19 protein-coding genes are annotated in these 18,806 nt (G+C 45.1%); 10 read left to right on the top strand and 9 right to left on the bottom strand.

From position 1 onward, the window contains the following. Positions 1-156: 156 nt before the first annotated feature. The gene (pncA, locus tag WFH18_RS09275; protein WP_005094928.1) at positions 157-786 is read right to left on the bottom strand and encodes a bifunctional nicotinamidase/pyrazinamidase; all 630 of its coding nucleotides are present in this window, start codon (positions 784-786) and stop codon (positions 157-159) included. 308 nt (positions 787-1,094) lie between these two features. Beyond that, on the bottom strand, positions 1,095-2,300 hold the full coding sequence (gene mhpT / locus WFH18_RS09270) for a 3-(3-hydroxy-phenyl)propionate transporter MhpT (protein WP_005094926.1): 1,206 nt from the start codon (positions 2,298-2,300) through the stop codon (positions 1,095-1,097). A gap of 725 nt (positions 2,301-3,025) precedes the next feature. Here mhpT and dapA point away from each other — a divergent pair. From dapA to purC, 3 genes are read left to right on the top strand one after another with little or no spacing between them, the layout of a single operon-like run. Beyond that, complete coding sequence (dapA, locus tag WFH18_RS09265; protein ID WP_004281249.1) at positions 3,026-3,925, top strand: 4-hydroxy-tetrahydrodipicolinate synthase; 900 nt, start codon at positions 3,026-3,028, stop codon at positions 3,923-3,925. A gap of 14 nt (positions 3,926-3,939) precedes the next feature. Continuing rightward, positions 3,940-4,545 carry a hypothetical protein gene (locus tag WFH18_RS09260; protein ID WP_004281248.1) on the top strand — a complete coding sequence of 202 codons (606 nt, stop codon included), beginning with the start codon at positions 3,940-3,942 and terminating at the stop codon, positions 4,543-4,545. A 36-nt stretch (positions 4,546-4,581) separates the two neighbouring features. Further along, on the top strand, positions 4,582-5,301 hold the full coding sequence (gene purC / locus WFH18_RS09255) for a phosphoribosylaminoimidazolesuccinocarboxamide synthase (protein ID WP_004281247.1): 720 nt from the start codon (positions 4,582-4,584) through the stop codon (positions 5,299-5,301). A gap of 302 nt (positions 5,302-5,603) precedes the next feature. On the opposite strand, the gene WFH18_RS09250 is transcribed toward purC, so the two are convergent. After that, positions 5,604-6,878: a replication-associated recombination protein A gene (locus WFH18_RS09250; RefSeq protein WP_005094922.1), complete on the bottom strand. Its 1,275-nt coding sequence runs from the start codon at positions 6,876-6,878 to the stop codon at positions 5,604-5,606. 263 nt (positions 6,879-7,141) lie between these two features. On the opposite strand from WFH18_RS09250, the gene WFH18_RS09245 reads away from it, so the two are divergent. After that, on the top strand, positions 7,142-9,280 hold the full coding sequence (locus WFH18_RS09245) for a putative bifunctional diguanylate cyclase/phosphodiesterase (RefSeq protein WP_005094919.1): 2,139 nt from the start codon (positions 7,142-7,144) through the stop codon (positions 9,278-9,280). A 19-nt stretch (positions 9,281-9,299) separates the two neighbouring features. Here WFH18_RS09245 and WFH18_RS09240 read toward each other — a convergent pair whose 3' ends face one another. Continuing rightward, positions 9,300-9,752 (bottom strand): YcgN family cysteine cluster protein, encoded by a 453-nt coding sequence (locus WFH18_RS09240; protein WP_005094917.1) that lies wholly within the window; start codon positions 9,750-9,752, stop codon positions 9,300-9,302. 192 nt (positions 9,753-9,944) lie between these two features. Between WFH18_RS09240 and WFH18_RS09235 the strand changes: the two genes are divergently transcribed. After that, complete coding sequence (locus WFH18_RS09235; RefSeq protein WP_004647174.1) at positions 9,945-10,103, top strand: DUF1328 domain-containing protein; 159 nt, start codon at positions 9,945-9,947, stop codon at positions 10,101-10,103. A gap of 126 nt (positions 10,104-10,229) precedes the next feature. Here the strand turns inward: WFH18_RS09235 and murJ are convergent, their stop codons facing one another. Together murJ and ampD are read right to left on the bottom strand one after the other, a co-directional pair. Then, a complete protein-coding gene (gene murJ / locus WFH18_RS09230; RefSeq protein ID WP_171457269.1) occupies positions 10,230-11,780 on the bottom strand; it encodes a murein biosynthesis integral membrane protein MurJ in 1,551 nt (516 codons plus the stop codon). Positions 11,781-11,840: 60 nt separating this feature from the next. Continuing rightward, complete coding sequence (ampD, locus tag WFH18_RS09225) at positions 11,841-12,431, bottom strand: 1,6-anhydro-N-acetylmuramyl-L-alanine amidase AmpD (protein WP_129716203.1); 591 nt, start codon at positions 12,429-12,431, stop codon at positions 11,841-11,843. A gap of 182 nt (positions 12,432-12,613) precedes the next feature. Between ampD and nadC the strand changes: the two genes are divergently transcribed. Beyond that, the gene (gene nadC / locus WFH18_RS09220) at positions 12,614-13,459 is read left to right on the top strand and encodes a carboxylating nicotinate-nucleotide diphosphorylase (RefSeq protein ID WP_005105299.1); all 846 of its coding nucleotides are present in this window, start codon (positions 12,614-12,616) and stop codon (positions 13,457-13,459) included. A gap of 101 nt (positions 13,460-13,560) precedes the next feature. On the opposite strand, the gene WFH18_RS09215 is transcribed toward nadC, so the two are convergent. Further along, positions 13,561-13,758, bottom strand: a complete 198-nt coding sequence (locus WFH18_RS09215; protein WP_004281239.1) for a hypothetical protein — start codon at positions 13,756-13,758, stop codon at positions 13,561-13,563. 182 nt (positions 13,759-13,940) lie between these two features. Continuing rightward, positions 13,941-14,657 (bottom strand): ribonuclease PH, encoded by a 717-nt coding sequence (gene rph, locus WFH18_RS09210; RefSeq protein WP_129716199.1) that lies wholly within the window; start codon positions 14,655-14,657, stop codon positions 13,941-13,943. 210 nt (positions 14,658-14,867) lie between these two features. Here rph and WFH18_RS09205 point away from each other — a divergent pair, with 210 nt between their 5' ends. After that, entirely contained in the window at positions 14,868-15,569 is a 702-nt protein-coding gene (locus WFH18_RS09205) for a TetR family transcriptional regulator (protein WP_129716197.1), read from the top strand. Positions 15,570-15,623: 54 nt separating this feature from the next. Here the strand turns inward: WFH18_RS09205 and WFH18_RS09200 are convergent, their stop codons facing one another. After that, a complete protein-coding gene (locus tag WFH18_RS09200; RefSeq protein WP_004281236.1) occupies positions 15,624-16,238 on the bottom strand; it encodes a thiol:disulfide interchange protein DsbA/DsbL in 615 nt (204 codons plus the stop codon). A 227-nt stretch (positions 16,239-16,465) separates the two neighbouring features. On the opposite strand from WFH18_RS09200, the gene ubiG reads away from it, so the two are divergent. The 3 genes from ubiG to WFH18_RS09185 are packed head-to-tail and all read left to right on the top strand — an operon-like array spanning position 16,466 to position 18,666. Beyond that, positions 16,466-17,194 (top strand): bifunctional 2-polyprenyl-6-hydroxyphenol methylase/3-demethylubiquinol 3-O-methyltransferase UbiG, encoded by a 729-nt coding sequence (gene ubiG, locus WFH18_RS09195; protein ID WP_004729050.1) that lies wholly within the window; start codon positions 16,466-16,468, stop codon positions 17,192-17,194. Continuing rightward, complete coding sequence (locus WFH18_RS09190) at positions 17,191-17,880, top strand: HAD family hydrolase (protein ID WP_129717843.1); 690 nt, start codon at positions 17,191-17,193, stop codon at positions 17,878-17,880. The genes ubiG and WFH18_RS09190 overlap by 4 nt, the downstream gene beginning before the upstream one ends. A gap of 39 nt (positions 17,881-17,919) precedes the next feature. Next, positions 17,920-18,666, top strand: a complete 747-nt coding sequence (locus tag WFH18_RS09185; protein WP_005094903.1) for a YciK family oxidoreductase — start codon at positions 17,920-17,922, stop codon at positions 18,664-18,666. Positions 18,667-18,806: the final 140 nt, after the last annotated feature.

Here is an 18,806-nt window from a genome sequence, read left to right as displayed (position 1 = left end):
TATAAATGGGTAATGTACAAGTTGCTGTAGAAGCATGTTTAATTCGTCTGATCACAGATACTTTATAAAGTATTTTAATACTTTTTTGAATCCGTCAATGCGTAAGTCCTAATAAATAAGATCAAAGGAATATTTAAGTTCTATCCCTATTCAGCTTTAAGCTGCTTGAACAATATCTTTCACATAGATACGTTTCACGCCATGCGACAGCATATCCTGCCAGGCATGTTGCAAGGAACCATTCAGGTCAATGCCCTTGGTGGCATCGGCAATCACATAGGTTTTAAAGCCCAGTTTGCAGGCATCGATTGCAGTCCAGGCCACACAAAAGTCCGTAGCAATCCCGACCACAAATACGGTATCAATCCCACGTTCACGCAGATAGCCAGCAAGACCCGTCGGGGTTTTCTGGTCAGCTTCCATAAAGGCCGAGTAACTGTCGATCTGGGAATGAAAACCCTTGCGAATGATGAGTTGTGCTTGCGGTAAATTTAAATCCGGATGCAGTTCGGCATCGCGTGTCCCTTGCACACAATGCTTTGGCCATAAAACCTGAGTGCCATAATCCAGCTGAATACTGTCATAGGCGGCTTTGCCGGGGTGGTTGTCTGCAAAAGAAATATGGTTGTCCGGATGCCAGTCTTGGGTCAGGATAATATGCTTAAAATGCTGTCCCAATAGATTGATATTTGGAATAATCTGGTCAGCATTGGCTACAGCCAGATTGCCTCCCGGGGTAAATCCTCTTTGTACGTCTACGACCAGTAAAGCAACATTATTCTGCATCTGTTTTCATCCATTGAAATCTCGATTTATGCCCAAGCATAGCGCAAAATACCTCAGGATTTTTAGCTCTACGGTTAAAAATGGCATGACTGTGTATTCTCGGCATGTGTATATGAGCAGATCAATAGATTCATTGTTTTTGACAAATATGAGATGAGTTCCGGGCTTGTATCAAGCTGGATCTCTGCAAAAAAAATAAGTTTTAAGATAAAGTGATGAGTCTTTTTAATAATAAAACAGTGTATTTAATTCTTAAATTCTGAAAATAAAAAAGCCTGCAAGAGCAGGCTTTTTTAAATCGTTGAACCTTACACTTTAGTGCGGTTCACCAGGAACAGCATACATAATGCAGAGATGATGATACATGGGATCGCAGCAGTAATGACCCCCGCAGCACCGAAACCTGCTGTCAATAACTGACCGGCAATGACTGGCCCCAGCATGGCACCGATACGGCCAACTGCAGATGCAACACCAATACCAGTACCACGCACTTCTGTCGGATAAACGATACTACCGAAGGCATACAGTACACCCTGACAGCCAATCACGAAGGCACCGGCTAATGCTGCTGCCATATACATCTGGTTCAGCGAGCTTGCACCATTCAGCGCCAGTAGACCTGCCAGAATACCGCCGTACATCAACAGGATCACATAGGCTTTCTTCCAGCGGTCGGTCAGCATACCCAAAATAATCGTACCAATCGTCGCTGTAACCATGAAGTAGAATTGTGCAGTTGAACCATCTTTACGGGTAAAGCCAAGTTCCATAAACAATGATGGCAACCAGCTCAACATGATGTAAACCACCATCAAGGTAAAGAAGTAGCTCACCCAGATACATAGCGTACGTAACAGGTTGTCCGAATTAAACAGGTCCTTGAATGAACCCTGCGGTGCAACAGCAAGCTCTGCAGCCGTTTTATTCTGTGCTTTCAGGTATTCCTTCGATTCAGGCAAAAATAGCATCATCAGCGGAATGGCAAAAATCGGTAACAGGCCACCGAGATAGAAAACATTTTTCCAGTTGGCGCCAAATTCAGTCGCCGCAATTAAAGATAAAATTGCTGCACCAACTGGCATGCCACAGTACATCAAGCCCACTGCACGACCACGATTTTGTGGAGACACAGCTTCAGAGGCGAGTGTGATCAGAATCGGCATTGCGCCGCCCAGACCTGCTCCAGCCAGGAAACGCACTGCCAGCAAGCTGTTAAAGCTATTGACCCAAACCGTACATAAGGTAAATACAGCAAATATTGCTGTTGACCAGATCAAGACTTTCTTACGGCCAATGCGGTCCGCAAATCGACCACCAACCAGTGCACCCGGTAATAAACCCAGAATCCCTGCACTAAAAAACACACCCAACTGGGAACTATCGAGACCAAAATGCTCACGAATACCTGCAGCAGCAATTCCGGCTGCCTGAATATCTAAGCCTTCAATCACCGCAATCAGAAAACAGATCGCGACCGTGACGATAGCATGCTTATTGTCTGATTTTTCCATTGGATTATCCTTGTTCAATCAGCGTTACAAAAGACAGCCATCATCTATGAGCCTGATTGCAGAAATAACTATCAATAAGTTGAACGTTTTGCTTAGATATTCCCAAAGGAGTAGAGGCAGATAAAAATAGGATAAGACCAGATAAAGTCGCAAAAACACTTAATCAGAACACCATAAAGTTCAAGACTTAGAGTTTAAGGCTTATACATCAAGTTAAAAAATTAACCGATAAGAAAAAAAAATTCTCAATTTATTGATATTTAAAAAAGATTAGTCTTAGTCGTTTTTGGCTTTATTTGTTTTGGTGCGAGAGTGCGATCAAGATGTACGAGGTCTCAATTTATCCAATATAACTATTAATCCAAAATTAAAAGGCATAAAAATGGCAGTTTTCAGCTGATCTTTTTGCACAAGCCTTATCATTATTGGCTTCATTTGGGGTAATCTCCTCCATTGTCTAGACTGGAGACATAACTTTGGTCTCAGGATTTTGCTTTATAAATCATCTTATTTATTACTTGATTGTTTCCAAAAGGCTTTGTATAAAGAATTCAGTAGCTTTTACTAAAGCATATTGTTCTTATGCGTTTGATCAGTCATAATTTGCATAAGCAATATTCAATTCAATGCAAATCTATTGAATTTGCTATAAATCAAAATACAAATCCATCCCAATTTATGTTTTCTCATTCCTTTCGGATGGACAAATAGGATAGTTTTTTAAAATGACTCAGCAAGCACAGACCATTCAAGGTTCCATAGTCGCAATCGTCACCCCTATGTTTGAAGATGGCAGCGTAGATTGGAAGGGTCTCGAGAAGCTGGTTGAATGGCACATTGCAGAGGGCACCAACAGTATTGTCGCCGTTGGAACAACAGGCGAAGCCTCTACTCTCAGTATGAGTGAACACACCCAGGTGATCAAAGAAATCATTCGTGTGGCCAACAAACGTATTCCTATTATTGCCGGCACAGGTGCAAACTCGACCCGTGAAGCGATCGAACTGACCCGCGAAGCCAAAGAGCTGGGGGCAGATGCCGCTTTACTGGTGACGCCATATTATAATAAACCGACTCAGGAAGGCTTGTATCAGCACTATAAAGCTATTGCTGAAGCCGTTGATCTTCCACAGATTCTTTATAATGTTCCGGGCCGTACCGGTGTGGATATGGCCAATGAAACCGTGATTCGCCTGGCGGATATTCCACAAATTATCGGTATTAAAGATGCGACTGGCGATGTACCGCGCGGTGCTGAACTGCTGCAAGGCCTTGTCGGTAAAGATATGACTGTTTATTCGGGTGATGATGCAACTGCGTATCAACTGATCGGTCATGGCGCCAAAGGTAATATCTCGGTCACGGCGAACGTGGCTCCGAAAGCCATGAGCGAAGTGTGTGCAGCTGCGATTGCCGGTGATGCAGCCACAGCTGAACAGTTAAATGCTCAGGTTGCAAATTTACACAATATTTTATTTTGCGAATCGAACCCAATTCCTGTGAAATGGGCACTCCATGACATGGGCTTAATTGGTACGGGTATTCGCCTTCCATTAACACCACTTGCAGAACAATATCGCGCTCCGCTTCATGAAGCACTGGTCGAAGCGGGCGTTATCAAATAAAAGAGCACAAGATTATGCAATTACGTTTAGGACTTAGCCTTACACTTTCAGTATTCAGTTTGGCAGGTTGTAGTTCAATGGCCTTTAATAACGGCACTTTAGACTATAAAGAGACTACTACCCTGGAAGCTTTACAATATCCTGAAGGCGCCATGGTTCGTCCTGCAACGCCATTGTATCCTGCTCCAACAGTTGATCCGCTTGCAATTGAACATGCACCGAAGCTTGAAAACCAGCGTGGCAACCGTTTTGCCTTGCCACGCCCACAAGCCCAGACTGAAAACTCAAATACAGCTGATCTAACCGAAACCAATACGGTGGGTCGACCACAGTTGGTCACTGACGGAAATCTTAATCCGCTGCTTAAAATTGAGGGAAATTCTGCTACAATTTGGCAATATACACTTGCCACCCTCAGCAGTCTGAATCATAGCATCGTTGCGCAGAGCAAAAATCGTTATGAAGTCACGATTAAGGTTGATCAGCAGATCTATGTATTAAGATTATCTTCTGTCGGTTCAAGTAATAACCTCGCTGTGTTCAATGCCGATAACAGTTTTGCCGACCGTGAAAAAGCTGCAGAACTGCTCAACCAGATTTACCAAAATTGGCCAGCCTAGACATTTCTAGGCATTTTTTTTGTAAAAGGTTCCCTCATGTTAAAACAAACCTTGCTCTATACTGGTAAAGCGAAATCTGTCTACACCACAGACAGTTCAGACCATCTGATTTTAGTCTTTCGCGATGATGCCTCAGCATTCAATGGCGAAAAAATTGAGCAACTAGATCGTAAAGGCAAGGTGAACAACCGTTTTAACGCCTTCATTATGGAAAAACTGGCAGAAGCGGGAATTGAGACCCACTTTGAAAAGCTATTGACTCCAAATGAAGTGCTGGTAAAAAAACTGGATATGATCCCGGTTGAATGTGTGATCCGTAACTATGCAGCAGGTTCTTTATGCCGCCGCCTGGGTGTGGAAGAAGGCAAGGAACTGACTCCTCCAACATTTGAATTGTTCTTTAAAGATGATGCGCTTGGTGATCCAATGGTCAATGAGTCACAAGCCATTGCTTTAGGTTGGGCAACGGCTGAACAATTGGCGAAAATGAAAGAATTGACTTACCAAGTGAACGACGTGCTTAAAGCATTGTTTGACGCAGGGAATATGATTCTGGTTGATTTTAAGCTTGAATTCGGCGTGTTCCACGACCGTATCGTACTTGGTGATGAATTTTCTCCAGACGGTTGCCGTCTATGGGACAAAGACACCAAGAAAAAACTAGATAAAGACCGTTTCCGTCAAGGTTTAGGCGGCGTAGTTGAAGCCTATGAAGAAGTAGCTGGCCGTTTAGGTATCAATCTAGACAACATCTAATCTGTAAATGCGCAGATTCGAAAAAACCGAGCTTTTTAGCTCGGTTTTTTATTTCCGGCTTTTAATCGGAAAAATAAATTTTTATTATTAAAATGATCGTTTTTACATCAAAAACTACATGCATTAATATTATCACATACCAGGCAAATCAGTGAGTTGACGCACTTTACTCCATATTTTCCGACCAAATTTCTCCTCTACCCTCTAGGATGTTATCTCCCTCAAAAACATCCTACTTTCAGCCCAATTCGCCTTGAATTGGGCTTTTTTTTAATCTGTTCAATTAGTTGGGATACCCAGCTTTATTGCTGCTGTTGTTGCTGTTGCCAACGGCGTTGCTGTAAACGCTCCCCTTCAACTTCACGTTTATTACGTGCTGATTCATACAGTTTGGTATCCTTCAGTTCTGGCGGCATATATTCCTGTAGCACAAAATGCTCAGGATAATTATGCGGATACAGATAATCCACGCCATAGCCCTGCTCTTTCATCAGCTTGGTTGGCGCATTTCTTAAATGCAAAGGCACTGGCAAATTTGAAGTTTTATCTGCGAGTTCCATCGCCTTGTTAATCGCCAGATAGGTACTGTTACTTTTAGCACTGGTCGCCAGATAAACTGCACATTGCCCCAAAATAATCCGGCATTCTGGCATTCCCACGGCCTGCACCGAACGGAAACATTCCCCTGCCAACAGCAAAGCATTCGGATTCGAGTTGCCGATATCTTCGGATGCGGCAATCAACATGCGCCGTGCAATAAACACCGGATCTTCGCCGCCTTTGAGCATGCGTGCCATCCAGTACAAGGCTGCATCCGGATCACTGCCGCGAATCGACTTGATGAAGGCCGACACCAGATCATAGTGCTGCTCACCGGACTTGTCATAACGGGCGATATTCTGCTGTGCGACTTTCACCACGACCGCATTAGTGATGATATTTTCCATATCTGCTTCAAAGGTACTGGCAATCAGATCCAGTAAATTTAGCGCCTTGCGGGCATCTCCTGCCGCGAACTGGATCAGGGCATCAAATTCTTCAATCAGGATATGTCTTTCCTGTAAGAAAGAGTCATTTTGTAAGGCTTGCATCAACAAGGTCTGAATCGATTCAGCACTCAATACATTCAGGCTATACACCTGACAACGTGATAATAAGGCACTATTCACTTCAAAAGACGGGTTTTCGGTGGTGGCGCCAATTAAGGTAATTTTCCCTTTCTCGACCGCATTTAACAGCGCGTCCTGCTGGGATTTATTAAAACGGTGAATTTCATCAATAAATACCACTGGCGTCAGCAAATCACCACCTTCGGCAATGATTTCACGCAGTTCTTTCACGCCGGTATTCAGGGCAGACAGGCTGATAAAAGGCCGGTCTACCGCTTGAGCTAGCAGTAAGGCAATGGTAGTTTTTCCGACTCCGGGAGGTCCCCAGAAAATGATCGAAGGCAGATGCCCCTGATCAATCATCTGACGTAAGGGCGCATGTTCTCCCAGCAAATGTTCCTGCCCGATAATCTGTGTAAGGTCGCGTGGCCGTAAGCGTTCTGGAAGCGGGATATGACTATCTGACATGTTATTATTGGCTCAAACTAAATTCTGATCTCATTCTAACACCAGCAGTTTTGATTCCAAGAATGCAAACATCAAGCATAAAAAATTAATTTATGGAGATATCCTCTATTTTTTTAATTCTGAATGAATTAATCTCTATAAAAGCGAATAATTTGAACATGATTAATTGTGAATTAATTACAGTGTAATTTTCATATTGTTTATTCTAATTAAAAGAAACTTATCTCGCCCCTTGGGCACTTTTGGGTTGTAGTGGTGAATGCATGAAGCATGATAAATTTGAACATGGAGCTGTGAGTCGGTCTAAGCCACTGACGTCATCATCACTGATTGCACCCCACGTTCACTTGTCTGAATCGGTTTTATTAAAAAATCTGATCGATGCCTTACCGCAACCCTTGTGGGTCAGCAACAAAAAACATCTGCAATATTTTAACGATGCCTTGACTGATTATCTTGGCGTGAACCTGAATGAACAGGGTCATCTGCAATGGCAGAGTTTTATTCATACCGAGGACTTGCAGCTATTTTTAGCGCAGTGGCATGCTGCGCTGGATCAGCATCAGAATTTTGAAACCCAGTGCCGGATTAAACGCAGTGATACCCATTATCGCATGTGTACCCTAGCCGTAAAATTTCATCATGAACCTGAACATTTGCTGCAATGGGCAGTTTCCCTGACCGATGTGCATGATTATTTTGAAATCCAGCAGCAACTTTCTCAGATTGTTTCAACCCAGGAAAACATGCTGGATGCCAGCGCAGACTGCATTAACATTATCAGCCCTGAAGGCGAGATTCGACATAGCAACCAGTCTGGCTGTCTGGCACAAGTAAGTGAGACCGCAGGACAAAATCAAGACCGTTCATTGTGCTGGTTAAATCGCTTAACCCCTGAAGCCCGAAAATCCGGGCAACGTGCTCTGAAACAGGCAGCCCAAGGCTTAAACAGCCGTTTCTCCAGCAAAGTTCAGATTAAAGATCAACCAATCCAATATTGGGATCATCTGCTCACCCCGATTCTGGATCAGCACAATATTACCCAAAATATTCTCTGTGTATCACGCAATATTAGTCAGCAAAAAATTGCAGAAACACGTTTAAAAGAAGTGATTAAACGGGATGAACTCACCGGCCTGTATAATCGCAGTACCTTCTATAAAACCTTTAAACAGGTACTGTTAAAGGCCAAACAACAACAGACCATAGCGGGTTTACTGCTGATCGATCTGGACTATTTCCGGCATATCAATGACACCTTGGGCCATATTGCTGGTGATCATCTGCTACATGTCTTAGGCAAACGCTTCCAGACCTGTTTCGGTACGAATACCATCATCGCCCGTTTGGGTGGCGATGAATTTGCTGTGCTGGTGAAAAATCTGGAAAGTGAAGAACAGCTGCTGGCAACGGCGCAAATGGCCTATGCCCAGCTGGATCAGCCCATCAATTATGTCGGCAATAGCATCAGCAGTGCCATGAGTATTGGCTGTGCCATCTATCCACGTGATGCCTTAAATACTTCTAATTTGCTGAAATGTGCTGATATCGCCTTAAACGACCTGAAAAATAGTGGTCGTGGTGGCATCCGCATGTTCAATCAGGAAATGTGCGGTTCACTGGAAAATATGACCAAGCAGCTGACTCTGGCACGCAAAATTATTCTCGCCGATCAGATCATTCCCTATTACCAACCTAAAGTACGTCTTTCTGATGGTGCAGTGATTGGTTTCGAAGCACTATTACGCTGGCAAGATCAGAATCAGAACATTCAGTTACCTTCCGAAATTTTTGCTGCCTTTCAGGACTATGAGCTGGCCTCACGCATCAGTGAGACCATGCAACTGAAAGTCTTTGCAGATATGAGTCGCTGGCAGGCGCAAGGTCTGGATCTGTTACCGATTTCCATCAATGCTGCACCGGTCGAATTCCTGCGCGATGACTATGCCGAAAAACTGTTGGCACGCCTGTCCAACTTTGATATTCCCGCACATAAAGTTGAACTAGAAATTACCGAGCAGAGCCTATCCGAACATGGTGCTAATTATGTGGTTCGCGCCCTGAACCTGCTGAAACAGGCCGGAATCCAGATTTCACTAGATGACTTTGGCACTGGACATTCTTCGCTGACCCGCTTGCAAGACTATCCGGTCGATTGCATCAAGATTGACCGCAACTTTGTAGAACGCATGAACAGTGACCCGTCCGCCTTGGCCATTGTCAAAGCCATTACCCAGATTGGCTCTAGTATTGCACTGGATATTCTAGTGGAAGGGATCGAGAATACAGAACAGCTGGACACCCTGATCCATTGTGACTGTCAGATTGGACAGGGATTTTATTTCTATCGTCCGATGGCCGGTGCTTCGGCCCAGGCCCTACTCCATCCAGCAGATCAATAAACGAATCACTCAGGCAGATTTAACGCACCCAGCGTACGATATAGTCTTCGATGTCATCTTCATGAATATCGGCTTCACTCAGGCAGCGCCCTGCTGCCGACTTGCGTGCCTGAATCACACTTTCCCGTGAACCGCTAATCAGATAATGCCAAGATGGCAGGCTTTTACCCTGCTCTACCCGACGATAGGCACAACTCGAAGGCAACCAGTGAATCGTTTCCAGCTTCTCTGGCGTGAGCTGAATACAGTCCGGCACATATTGCAGGCGATCCGGATAATTGGAACAACGCGCAGTGCTACAATCCAGTAATTTGCAGGCCACTTTGGTATATGCGACTTCCTGAGTATCTTCATCTTCCAGTTTAATCAGACAACATAATCCGCAACCATCACATAAGGCCTCCCACTCGACTTGCGTCAGTTTAGCAAGTGAATAGTTTTTCCAGAATTCGGGACGTAAAGTATCGCTCATGATCAGGCCGGCACATTCAAAAATCAGCTTATTATAGCAGCCCGAACCCTGCAGACCTACCGCCTCAAATTCTTATTACTATCACGTAAACTATTGTTAAATCATAGACAGTTCATCAACAAAACACTAACAGTCGCTGGAATAGTTTATTTCTATACTAAATTTGAAAATAAAAACACATGGAGAATATATATGTTTCGCTGGGCTATTATTTTTGCTGTTATTGCATTAATTGCGAGTCTACTTGGTTTCGGTGGCGTCGCAGGCTTGTCTAAGGATTTTGCAATTATCTTGTTGGTAATTGCGGTGATTCTTGCGATCGTTGGTTTTCTTTCGCGCGGCAAGGTCTAGATTTACGCTAGACCTGTTCAAAGCAAGTGTTAGCTTTCAAAAAAACAAGAGCCTTCTGGCTCTTGTTTTTTTTATGGGTATTTTTAATGATCTGTTTTGATCAAAAATACTTCTTTTAAGATGAACTTAGGGCTTTAAATGACGTGGTCTAAAACCTGCCACCAGCAAGGCTGCAACATACGCTACCACACCGACAACACATAAGATCAATACTTCTACCACACGCATCCATTGTGATACATCTGCGTTATACCAACTCAGGGCATAGGCCAGAGCTGCAATCATCACCACATTGGCAAACATGAATTGCAGGAAGATTTTTTTCCAGTGCGCCCCAAAACGGAAAATATCACGCTTATGCAGATAATAATAAAGCAGACCAGCATTGACCATCGCTGAACCTGTCGAGGCCAGCGCAAGGGCCATATGCTCCGCTTCCCAGTCAATCAGCTTGAACAAGCCGATAAAGATCACGTTCAGAATCGCATTGGCTGCCACAGCCATCAGACCGATACGCACCGGGGTTCTGGTATCCTGCTTTGCATAAAAACCGGGTGCAAAGACTTTAATCAACATAAAGGCAATCACACCACCGCTCATACATTGCAGTGCCAAAGCCGTCATCTGGGTATCTTCAAAGGTGAACTGGCCACGTTCAAACAGAGCCTGAATAATCGGAGTCGACAGCATAAACAGCGCAATACTGGCGGGTAGGCCAGCCATCACAATGACTTTAGCTGCCCAGTCCATCATGCCACGGAATTTTTCCGGATTCTGTTCAGTATGTCGTGCTGATAACGACGGCAGAATCACGGTACCAATTGCAACACCAATGAGTCCTAGTGGCAATTCGGTCATACGCTCGGCACTATACAACCAAGACACCGAACCATCCTGCATGAATGAGGCCCAAATGGTATTTAATAGCAGGTTAATTTGCGTGACAGATACACCAAATAATGCCGGCAGCATCAACTTCATGATGCGATCTACGCCTTCATGCTTGAAGTCAATTTTCGGTGGAATCAGCAGATTTTTACGCCACAATTCAGGAATCTGGATCGCCAGCTGTAAAATACCGGCAATGATCACAGCCCAGCCCAGCGCCATAATCGGCTCGGCCATATAAGGCGTAAGCCAGAGCGCTCCGGCAATCATCGCTACATTCAGCAAGACCGGTGCAAATGCCGGGGTACTGAAAGAGCCATAACTGTTCAGAATACTGCTGGCAAAAGCCGTCAGTGACATGAACAGCAAATAAGGAATGGTCAGGCGAAACATGTCGGTCGCCAGGGCGAACTTTTCAGGGTCACTATGGAAACCGGGCGCATAGACATACATGATCAATGGCGCAGCAATGATCGCGACCATGGTCAGCGTGGTCATGACTGTGGCCAGACAGCCAAAGACCCGGCTGATCAGAATCTGGACTTCGGTATGCGTGCGACTGGTCTTATATTCGGTCAGGACTGGAATAAACGCCTGTGAAAATGCGCCTTCGGCAAATAAACGCCTGAAAAAGTTTGGAATACGAAATGCGACTACGAAGGTATCGAAGTCTTTACCAGCACCAAAGACATTCAGTAAAACAATATCTCGAACCAATCCCAGTACGCGTGACAACATGGTCATCGCACTGACAATGACGGTCGAACGCCAAAGCGCCATCCTATTCACCTAATGTATAAATTTGTGGCTATTGTAATGAAACTTTTGTCAGAAGTTCATTGCTTAATTTCATCGCTCAAGCGAGCTTGAGGTGTTTTTATAATGCTGTAACTGTGTACGAAAATCAGCCCAGTTAAAATACGGTCCCGGATCGGTCTTACGGCCCGGTGCAATATCCGAATGTCCGGCAATATGCTGCTGAATCTTAGAATAATGCTGTTGCAGACAGGCCGTGACTTTGACCAGGGCTTCATACTGTGCGGTTGCAAAAGGCAAATCATCACTGCCTTCCAGCTCAATCCCGATCGAATAATCATTACATTCTTTTTTGCCCAAATAGGTCGAGCGGCCGGCATGCCAGGCACGGTCATTAAAATTGACAAATTGCAGTACTTCGCCAGATCGTAAAATCAGCAAATGGGTCGACACCTGCATTCCTTCAATGGTTTGAAAATAGGGATGGACTGACCAATCCAGCTGATTTTGAAAAAACTGTTCAATATAACCGCCGCCAAACTGGGAAGGAGGCAGGCTGATATTGTGAATCACCAGCAATTGAATCTCGGTTTGTTCTGGCCGCTGATTAAAATTGGGAGACGGGATTTGACGTGCACCAATTAGTTGCCCGTCCTTAACCTGAAACTCAGCTGCCTGTTGCATAAAACCGTTCTCCCCAAAAATAAAATCTGCAAGATCAGCATTGCAGCCGGCTTCATGCTAAAACTTTCAAGAACAAATCTCAATTCATCCCGGCAAACTGGATGAAAAATCGCTCATCTTTTATGTAACGGTGCTAAGATAAGGCGCAATTTTCACGGCTTAAAAAAGATACGGAAATACTCATGCGCATATCTCAAGCTTTGCTAGACCAGTCAATTCAGATCAATATTCAACAGGCACTTTCAGAAGATATTGGTGACGGTGATATTACCGCCCTGCTGACCCCTGAAGATGAACAGGCCACTGCCACCATCATTAGCCGTGAAGACATGGTTTTGGCTGGTCAGCCTTGGGTGAATGCCTTGATTCAGGCCTATGATCCAAGTATTGAAGTGATCTGGCTGAAAAATGATGGCGATCATGTTCAAGCCAATCAAGCATTTTTAAAACTGGCCGGATCTGCACGTAGCTTACTCACCGTGGAGCGCCCTGCGCTAAACTTTGTCCAGACGCTGTCTGCGGTTGCGACTAAAACCGCCCACTATGTCAAAGAGCTGCAAGGTTTAAACACCAAATTATTAGATACTCGTAAAACGCTTCCGGGTCTGCGTATCGCACAAAAATATGCCGTGGCCATTGGCGGTGGCCAGAATCACCGTTTGGGCCTGTTTGATGCCTTCTTGATTAAAGAAAATCATATTATGGCAGCGGGTGGCATTGCGCAGGCGATTGCCAAGGCCCATCAAATTGCACCGGGTAAGCCTGTCGAAGTTGAAGTCGAAACCTGGGATGAGCTGAATCAGGCACTCGAAGCCCATGCTGATATTGTGATGCTGGATAATTTCAGTCAGCAGCAGATGATCGACGCGGTGCAACATGTGGCCGGTCGCTGCAAACTGGAAGCCTCAGGTAATATCACCATTGATAATTTACGTGAAGTCGCGAGTACCGGAGTAGATTATATTTCCATGGGCGTGCTGACCAAAGATCTCAAAGCCATTGATCTGTCGATGCGTTTCAATGCTTAAAGCCTAGATGGGATAGATGACCGTAGAGGGTGCGAAGCACCCTTTTTTTATTTTTAGAAATTTTTTTTGCGTATATTTTGCTCAATTTTCTATTTTAGACCTTAATCATCATCGTCATCCCGATTACCTCGGCGATCGCGGTCATCATCGTCACCATCACGGTCGTTATATCTTCCGTTATCCTCATCACGATCCTGATTTAACACTGAACGCTCGTCATCTTCACGATTATTGCCCCAGTCACAGGCAGTTAATCCAAACACGCCCAGCAATGAAATTGCACAAAGCCACTGTTTCATGTCGCATTCCTCATTGTGTTCTCATCTGATCCAATATCGATGCAAAACCGGTTCAGATATAGCCGATTCATGTCGACTTTTTGTCAGGAAGTTTTGTAATGTAGTTTTTGAATACAGGTGCAGAGTGAAATTTCAGGCATAAAAAAACGCATCCAGAGATGCGTTTTTCAGCATGGAATAGATTACCAACCTAAAGCTTCTTGCTGTTTTTTCACCAATTCCTGAATGCCTTTCTCAGCCATTTCCAGCATGGCATTCGATTGTGCGCGGGTAAATGGCTTATCTTCTGCAGTACCTTGAATTTCAATAAATTCACCGGCCTGAGTCATCACCACGTTCAAATCGGTTTGACAGTTTGAATCTTCTTCATAGCAAAGATCCAGTAATACTTCATCTTTAAAAATGCCCACAGAAACTGCAGCCACCAAACCTTTTAATGGATCATGTTTGATTTTTTTTCTTTCCAGCAAGACGTTCATGGCATCGACCAAAGCCACCGCAGCACCCGTAATCGCTGCAGTACGGGTACCGCCATCAGCCTGAATCACGTCACAGTCGATAGTAATGGTATTTTCACCGAGTTTTTTCAGATCGACCATTGAGCGCAAGCTACGACCAATCAGACGCTGAATTTCCTGGGTACGGCCACTCTGTTTGCCACGTGCCGCTTCACGGTCACTACGGGTATGAGTTGAACGTGGCAACATGCCATATTCAGCCGTTACCCAGCCCTGGCCCTGACCTTTGAGGAAACGCGGTACAGAACTATCCACACTGGCAGTGCACAGTACTTTGGTATGACCAAATTCAACCAATACAGAGCCTTCCGCATAACGTGTATAGTTACGGGTAATTTTCACTTCACGTAATTGATCTAATGTTCGTTGGTCGATACGCATAATAAGTCCTGTATGGGTTCAAAATAATTGCGGCTCAGTATAGCAGAAGCCTTTACCAAGATTAGGCAGCCGGGCGATTCATTTACAAAATCAATGCATCAGCTCACTACGAGTTGTCGAAATTCTGCCGATCTGTAGCACTACGATTTGATTTAATTTTTGCTAGACTAAAACTCCCCTTGAGGGAAGCCGGTGATAGGAAACCCATTTATGTCCTTACGTGAAGATCGCAAGCAGCAAAGTCATCAGGCGTTACTCGATGCCACTCTGGCATTCAGCAGTCAGGGCCGTGCTTTCAGTACGATCAGCCTACGTGAAGTTACGAATGCAGTTGGACTGGTACCGACGGCATTTTATCGGCATTTTCAGGATATGAACCAGCTGGGTCTGGAGTTGCTGGATCAGGTTGCGATTCACATCAAAGGAGTACTCAATCAACTGGGACAGGCTTATCTGTATCAGCCAAATACCCGAACCTACACCGGACTTGAACTGTTTTTTCAGGCGGTCGAATATCATCCTGAACCCTGGATTTTTTTTGTTGCAGAGCGTTGGGGCGGTTCGGACGTGCTCCGTGCCGGTATTGAACGGGAAATTCGTTTTCTGGCTGAAGATGTGATGCATGAACTGGCCAAGATGCAATCGACCCGACATATTCAGGCGCCACAGGACTTGCAGGCTCTGGCACAGATGCTGATTGAACTGTCCCTGAACTGGGCCATGGGCTGGATTCATCTGCAGCATCAAGCTGATCCAGAGCTGCGCCGCACACAATCCACTGCCTTTAAAACCCAAAGCATATTGCAGATGCAACTGTTGCTGCATGGCATTTTGCACTGGTACCGGCGACCTGCCGAAACAGTCGAAACAGCAGGCCCTGTGCTCAATGAAGCGGTCACTCCTCCGGCCTAAATAAAAAAACCTGCATAAATGATGCAGGTTTTTTTACTGATCTTCAATTCTTACTTATTTGGCTTTACGCTCTTTTTCGATCAAGTAATTCACCACCTGAATGACTTTGGCATCATTCCCCTGCACAATATATTTACCATTTACGGTCACTGCTGGAACACCACTTAACTGATACTGAGCAGCCAGGTTTTTGGCCTGGGCAATTTTCGAAGTGATCGGGAAAGATTTATAGGTGCTGTTAAATTTCGCTTCAGGAATACCATAGCGGGTATAAAACTTGGCCAATTGTGCCTGTTCTAAAATTGGACGCTGCTTGTCATGAATATCATGGAATAATTGTAAATGTGCTTTTTGACGCACACCCAATGCTTCAGACACATAATAAGCACGCGCCGCCTGTTCCCAGAGTGGATTCATCGCAGCCGGTGTACGTACAAAACGTACATCTTTTGGTAATTTTTTCAGCCAGCCCTGCATATGTGGTTCAAGCGCGAAACAGTGACCACAGCCGTACCAGAAGAATTCACGTACCTCAATTCTGCCCGGTTTTTCGACTTTGACTGGTTTTGCAACCACCTGATAGTCCTGACCTGCCACAAAATTGGCCATAGCATTGCCTGAAAAGGCCAAAACAGATGCGGCAACAGCGCCTAAAAGGAATTTTTTCATTCGGATTATCGTCCTCTAAATCATTATGCTTAGTTTATGTGTTCACTATAAATCAATTATGCCGGTTTCGTTTTCATTCTGTGAACTTTTTTGCTGCTTTTATCGCTTTTTCTGCCAGAATCGCTACACTAAACCATCGAACTGATTTTCAAGGTTTTAAATCAGTTTCTCTCGCCATTCGGCACATATATATTTTTAGCTAATCATGACTGATTGAGGTGACACCGATGTCGCAATTGAATGTTGATCCACAAGAAATTGCCAAGTTTGAAGCATTTGCAGCTATATGGTGGGATCAGCATTCCGAGTTCCGCCCCTTGCACATGATTAATCCACTGCGTTTAAACTGGATTGATGAACATGCCGGAGGCCTGAGCGGCAAAAAAGTGCTGGATGTCGGCTGTGGTGGCGGTATTCTGGCCGAAAGCATGGCGCGACGCGGTGCCGATGTACTCGGGATTGATATGGGCGCAGCCCCTTTAAATGTGGCACGCATCCATGCCGAACAGGAAGGTGTGAACAATATTGAATATCGTCAGGTGCCGGTTGAGCAACTGGCAGAGGAACAGGCTGGCCAATATGACATCGTGACCTGCATGGAAATGCTAGAGCATGTGCCAGATCCGGCATCCATTATTCAGGCCTGTCACAAGCTGGTCAAGCCAGGTGGTCATGTATTCTTCTCGACCATTAACCGTAATCCAAAGTCCTATTTATTTGCGATTATCGGGGCAGAATATGTCTTGCGCATGCTGGCCAAAGGCACCCATGATTACAGCAAATTTATCAAGCCGTCTGAACTGGCACATGATATTCGTAACGCTGGTTTAAAGCTCAAAGACATGACCGGTCTGCACTATAATCCGCTGACCAAGCGTTATTGGCTGGCACCGAATGTTGATGTGAACTACATGGTTTATACCGTGAAAGATAGCGCAGCAGAGACCACAGCATGAAAGCCGTTTTATTTGACCTAGATGGAACCCTGATTGATACCGCTGCCGATTTTATCCGAATTATCCAGCAGATGTGCCGTGAAGAAGGCCGCCCACTGGTTGCACCCGAGCTGATTCGTACCCAGGTCTCCGAAGGCGCTCGCGCTATGGTGAAACTGGTTTATCCGGAACTGCAACTAGAAGATCCGGTCTTTCTGCAACACCGTCAGCGCTTTCTGGACATGTACGGCGCAGATATTGCGGTCGATACCGATCTGTTTGATGGCATGTATCCATTACTTGAACAGCTAGAAGCGCAAGATATTCCCTGGGGTATTGTCACCAATAAACCACGCTGGCTCAGCGAGGCTTTATTAAAAGCATTAAACCTGACCGAGCGCTGTGCCGTGCTGGTCTGTCCGGAAGATGTGACCCGCACCAAGCCCGATCCTGAACCGATGTATCTGGCCGCCAAGCAACTGAATCTTGCCGCGGAAGACTGTATCTATGTGGGAGATCATCCACGAGATATTGATGCCGGTCGTCATGCCCAGATGCCGACCATTTTGGCTGCCTATGGTTATTTGCCGTTGCAATACAAAGACGATTTAAACGCCTGGCAGGCCGACCATATCGTGCATACTGTGGCAGAATTACATCAATTGATTCAGACACTAGTACTGAAGCAGCATACTGCGGTATCTTGAACGCTTAACACTAAATAATAAGAAGTGAGGAGGTAGATAATGAAATATTCAGCATATCAACCTCGCCCCGATCTGCTCAAGGATCGTATCATCCTGATCACAGGTGCGGGCGATGGCATTGGACGTGCAGCAGCAATCAGTTATGCCTTGCATGGCGCAACTGTGGTGCTGCATGGGCGTACCTTAAACAAACTCGAAGTCATTTATGATGAAATTGAAAGTTTGGGTGCGCCGCAACCTGCCATCTTGCCGCTACAACTATCGAGTGCGTCAGAACGTGATTATGAGCTTTTGCTCGATACGCTAGACCGTCAGTTTGGTCGTCTGGACGGCATTCTGCACAATGCCGGCATTTTAGGCGAACGGGTTCCCTTGGCGGATTATCCGGTCAATGTCTGGGATGATGTGATGGCGGTCAATCTGCGTGCACCCTTTGTCATGACCCAAGCGCTGTTACCGTTATTATCCAAATCCGAACATGCTTCTGTGGTTTTTGCCAGCTCAGGTGTAGGCCGCGAAGCCCGCGAACGCTGGGGTGCGTATTCGGTTTCTAAAATTGCTATTGAAGCGGTAAGCCAGTTATTTGCCAAAGAGCAGGTACATCCAAATATCCGTTATAACTGCATCAATCCCGGGGCAACGCGGACTGCCATGCGCGCCAAGGCCTATCCGAATGAAGATCCGAAAACCCTGCCTACCCCCGATTCAATCATGCCGGCTTATCTATATTTGATGGGTAATGACAGCCTGCATATGAATGGCCAGAGTATTGATGCACAGGATTAAATTATTCTGTCTGTCATTCAGGGAGCAATCGCTCCCTTTTTATTTCATTTTTAGTCATATTCAGCGCATAAATCTTAAGTAAGTTCACCCCGCTCGCATTGAGTTTCATTAAAATAACAGCATACTAAGCCCCACTATAT

The organism is Acinetobacter sp. USHLN143 (genome assembly GCF_037145695.1).
Classification (GTDB): Bacteria; Pseudomonadota; Gammaproteobacteria; order Pseudomonadales; family Moraxellaceae; genus Acinetobacter; species Acinetobacter fasciculus.
Note: the sequence above shows the minus strand (reverse complement) of the source record. Positions and strands in the feature narration are given on the sequence as shown.

Excerpts from the sequence above, each read along its gene's own strand:
- pncA (WP_005094928.1), bottom strand. The coding sequence starts at position 786 with ATGCAGAATAATGTTGCTTTACTGGTCGTAGACGTACAAAGAGGATTT.
- mhpT (WP_005094926.1), bottom strand. The coding sequence starts at position 2,300 with ATGGAAAAATCAGACAATAAGCATGCTATCGTCACGGTCGCGATCTGT.
- dapA (WP_004281249.1), top strand. The coding sequence starts at position 3,026 with ATGACTCAGCAAGCACAGACCATTCAAGGTTCCATAGTCGCAATCGTC.
- WFH18_RS09260 (WP_004281248.1), top strand. The coding sequence starts at position 3,940 with ATGCAATTACGTTTAGGACTTAGCCTTACACTTTCAGTATTCAGTTTG.
- purC (WP_004281247.1), top strand. The coding sequence starts at position 4,582 with ATGTTAAAACAAACCTTGCTCTATACTGGTAAAGCGAAATCTGTCTAC.
- WFH18_RS09250 (WP_005094922.1), bottom strand. The coding sequence starts at position 6,878 with ATGTCAGATAGTCATATCCCGCTTCCAGAACGCTTACGGCCACGCGAC.
- WFH18_RS09245 (WP_005094919.1), top strand. The coding sequence starts at position 7,142 with ATGAAGCATGATAAATTTGAACATGGAGCTGTGAGTCGGTCTAAGCCA.
- WFH18_RS09240 (WP_005094917.1), bottom strand. The coding sequence starts at position 9,752 with ATGAGCGATACTTTACGTCCCGAATTCTGGAAAAACTATTCACTTGCT.
- WFH18_RS09235 (WP_004647174.1), top strand. The coding sequence starts at position 9,945 with ATGTTTCGCTGGGCTATTATTTTTGCTGTTATTGCATTAATTGCGAGT.
- ampD (WP_129716203.1), bottom strand. The coding sequence starts at position 12,431 with ATGCAACAGGCAGCTGAGTTTCAGGTTAAGGACGGGCAACTAATTGGT.
- nadC (WP_005105299.1), top strand. The coding sequence starts at position 12,614 with ATGCGCATATCTCAAGCTTTGCTAGACCAGTCAATTCAGATCAATATT.
- WFH18_RS09215 (WP_004281239.1), bottom strand. The coding sequence starts at position 13,758 with ATGAAACAGTGGCTTTGTGCAATTTCATTGCTGGGCGTGTTTGGATTA.
- rph (WP_129716199.1), bottom strand. The coding sequence starts at position 14,657 with ATGCGTATCGACCAACGAACATTAGATCAATTACGTGAAGTGAAAATT.
- WFH18_RS09205 (WP_129716197.1), top strand. The coding sequence starts at position 14,868 with ATGTCCTTACGTGAAGATCGCAAGCAGCAAAGTCATCAGGCGTTACTC.
- WFH18_RS09200 (WP_004281236.1), bottom strand. The coding sequence starts at position 16,238 with ATGAAAAAATTCCTTTTAGGCGCTGTTGCCGCATCTGTTTTGGCCTTT.
- ubiG (WP_004729050.1), top strand. The coding sequence starts at position 16,466 with ATGTCGCAATTGAATGTTGATCCACAAGAAATTGCCAAGTTTGAAGCA.
- WFH18_RS09190 (WP_129717843.1), top strand. The coding sequence starts at position 17,191 with ATGAAAGCCGTTTTATTTGACCTAGATGGAACCCTGATTGATACCGCT.
- WFH18_RS09185 (WP_005094903.1), top strand. The coding sequence starts at position 17,920 with ATGAAATATTCAGCATATCAACCTCGCCCCGATCTGCTCAAGGATCGT.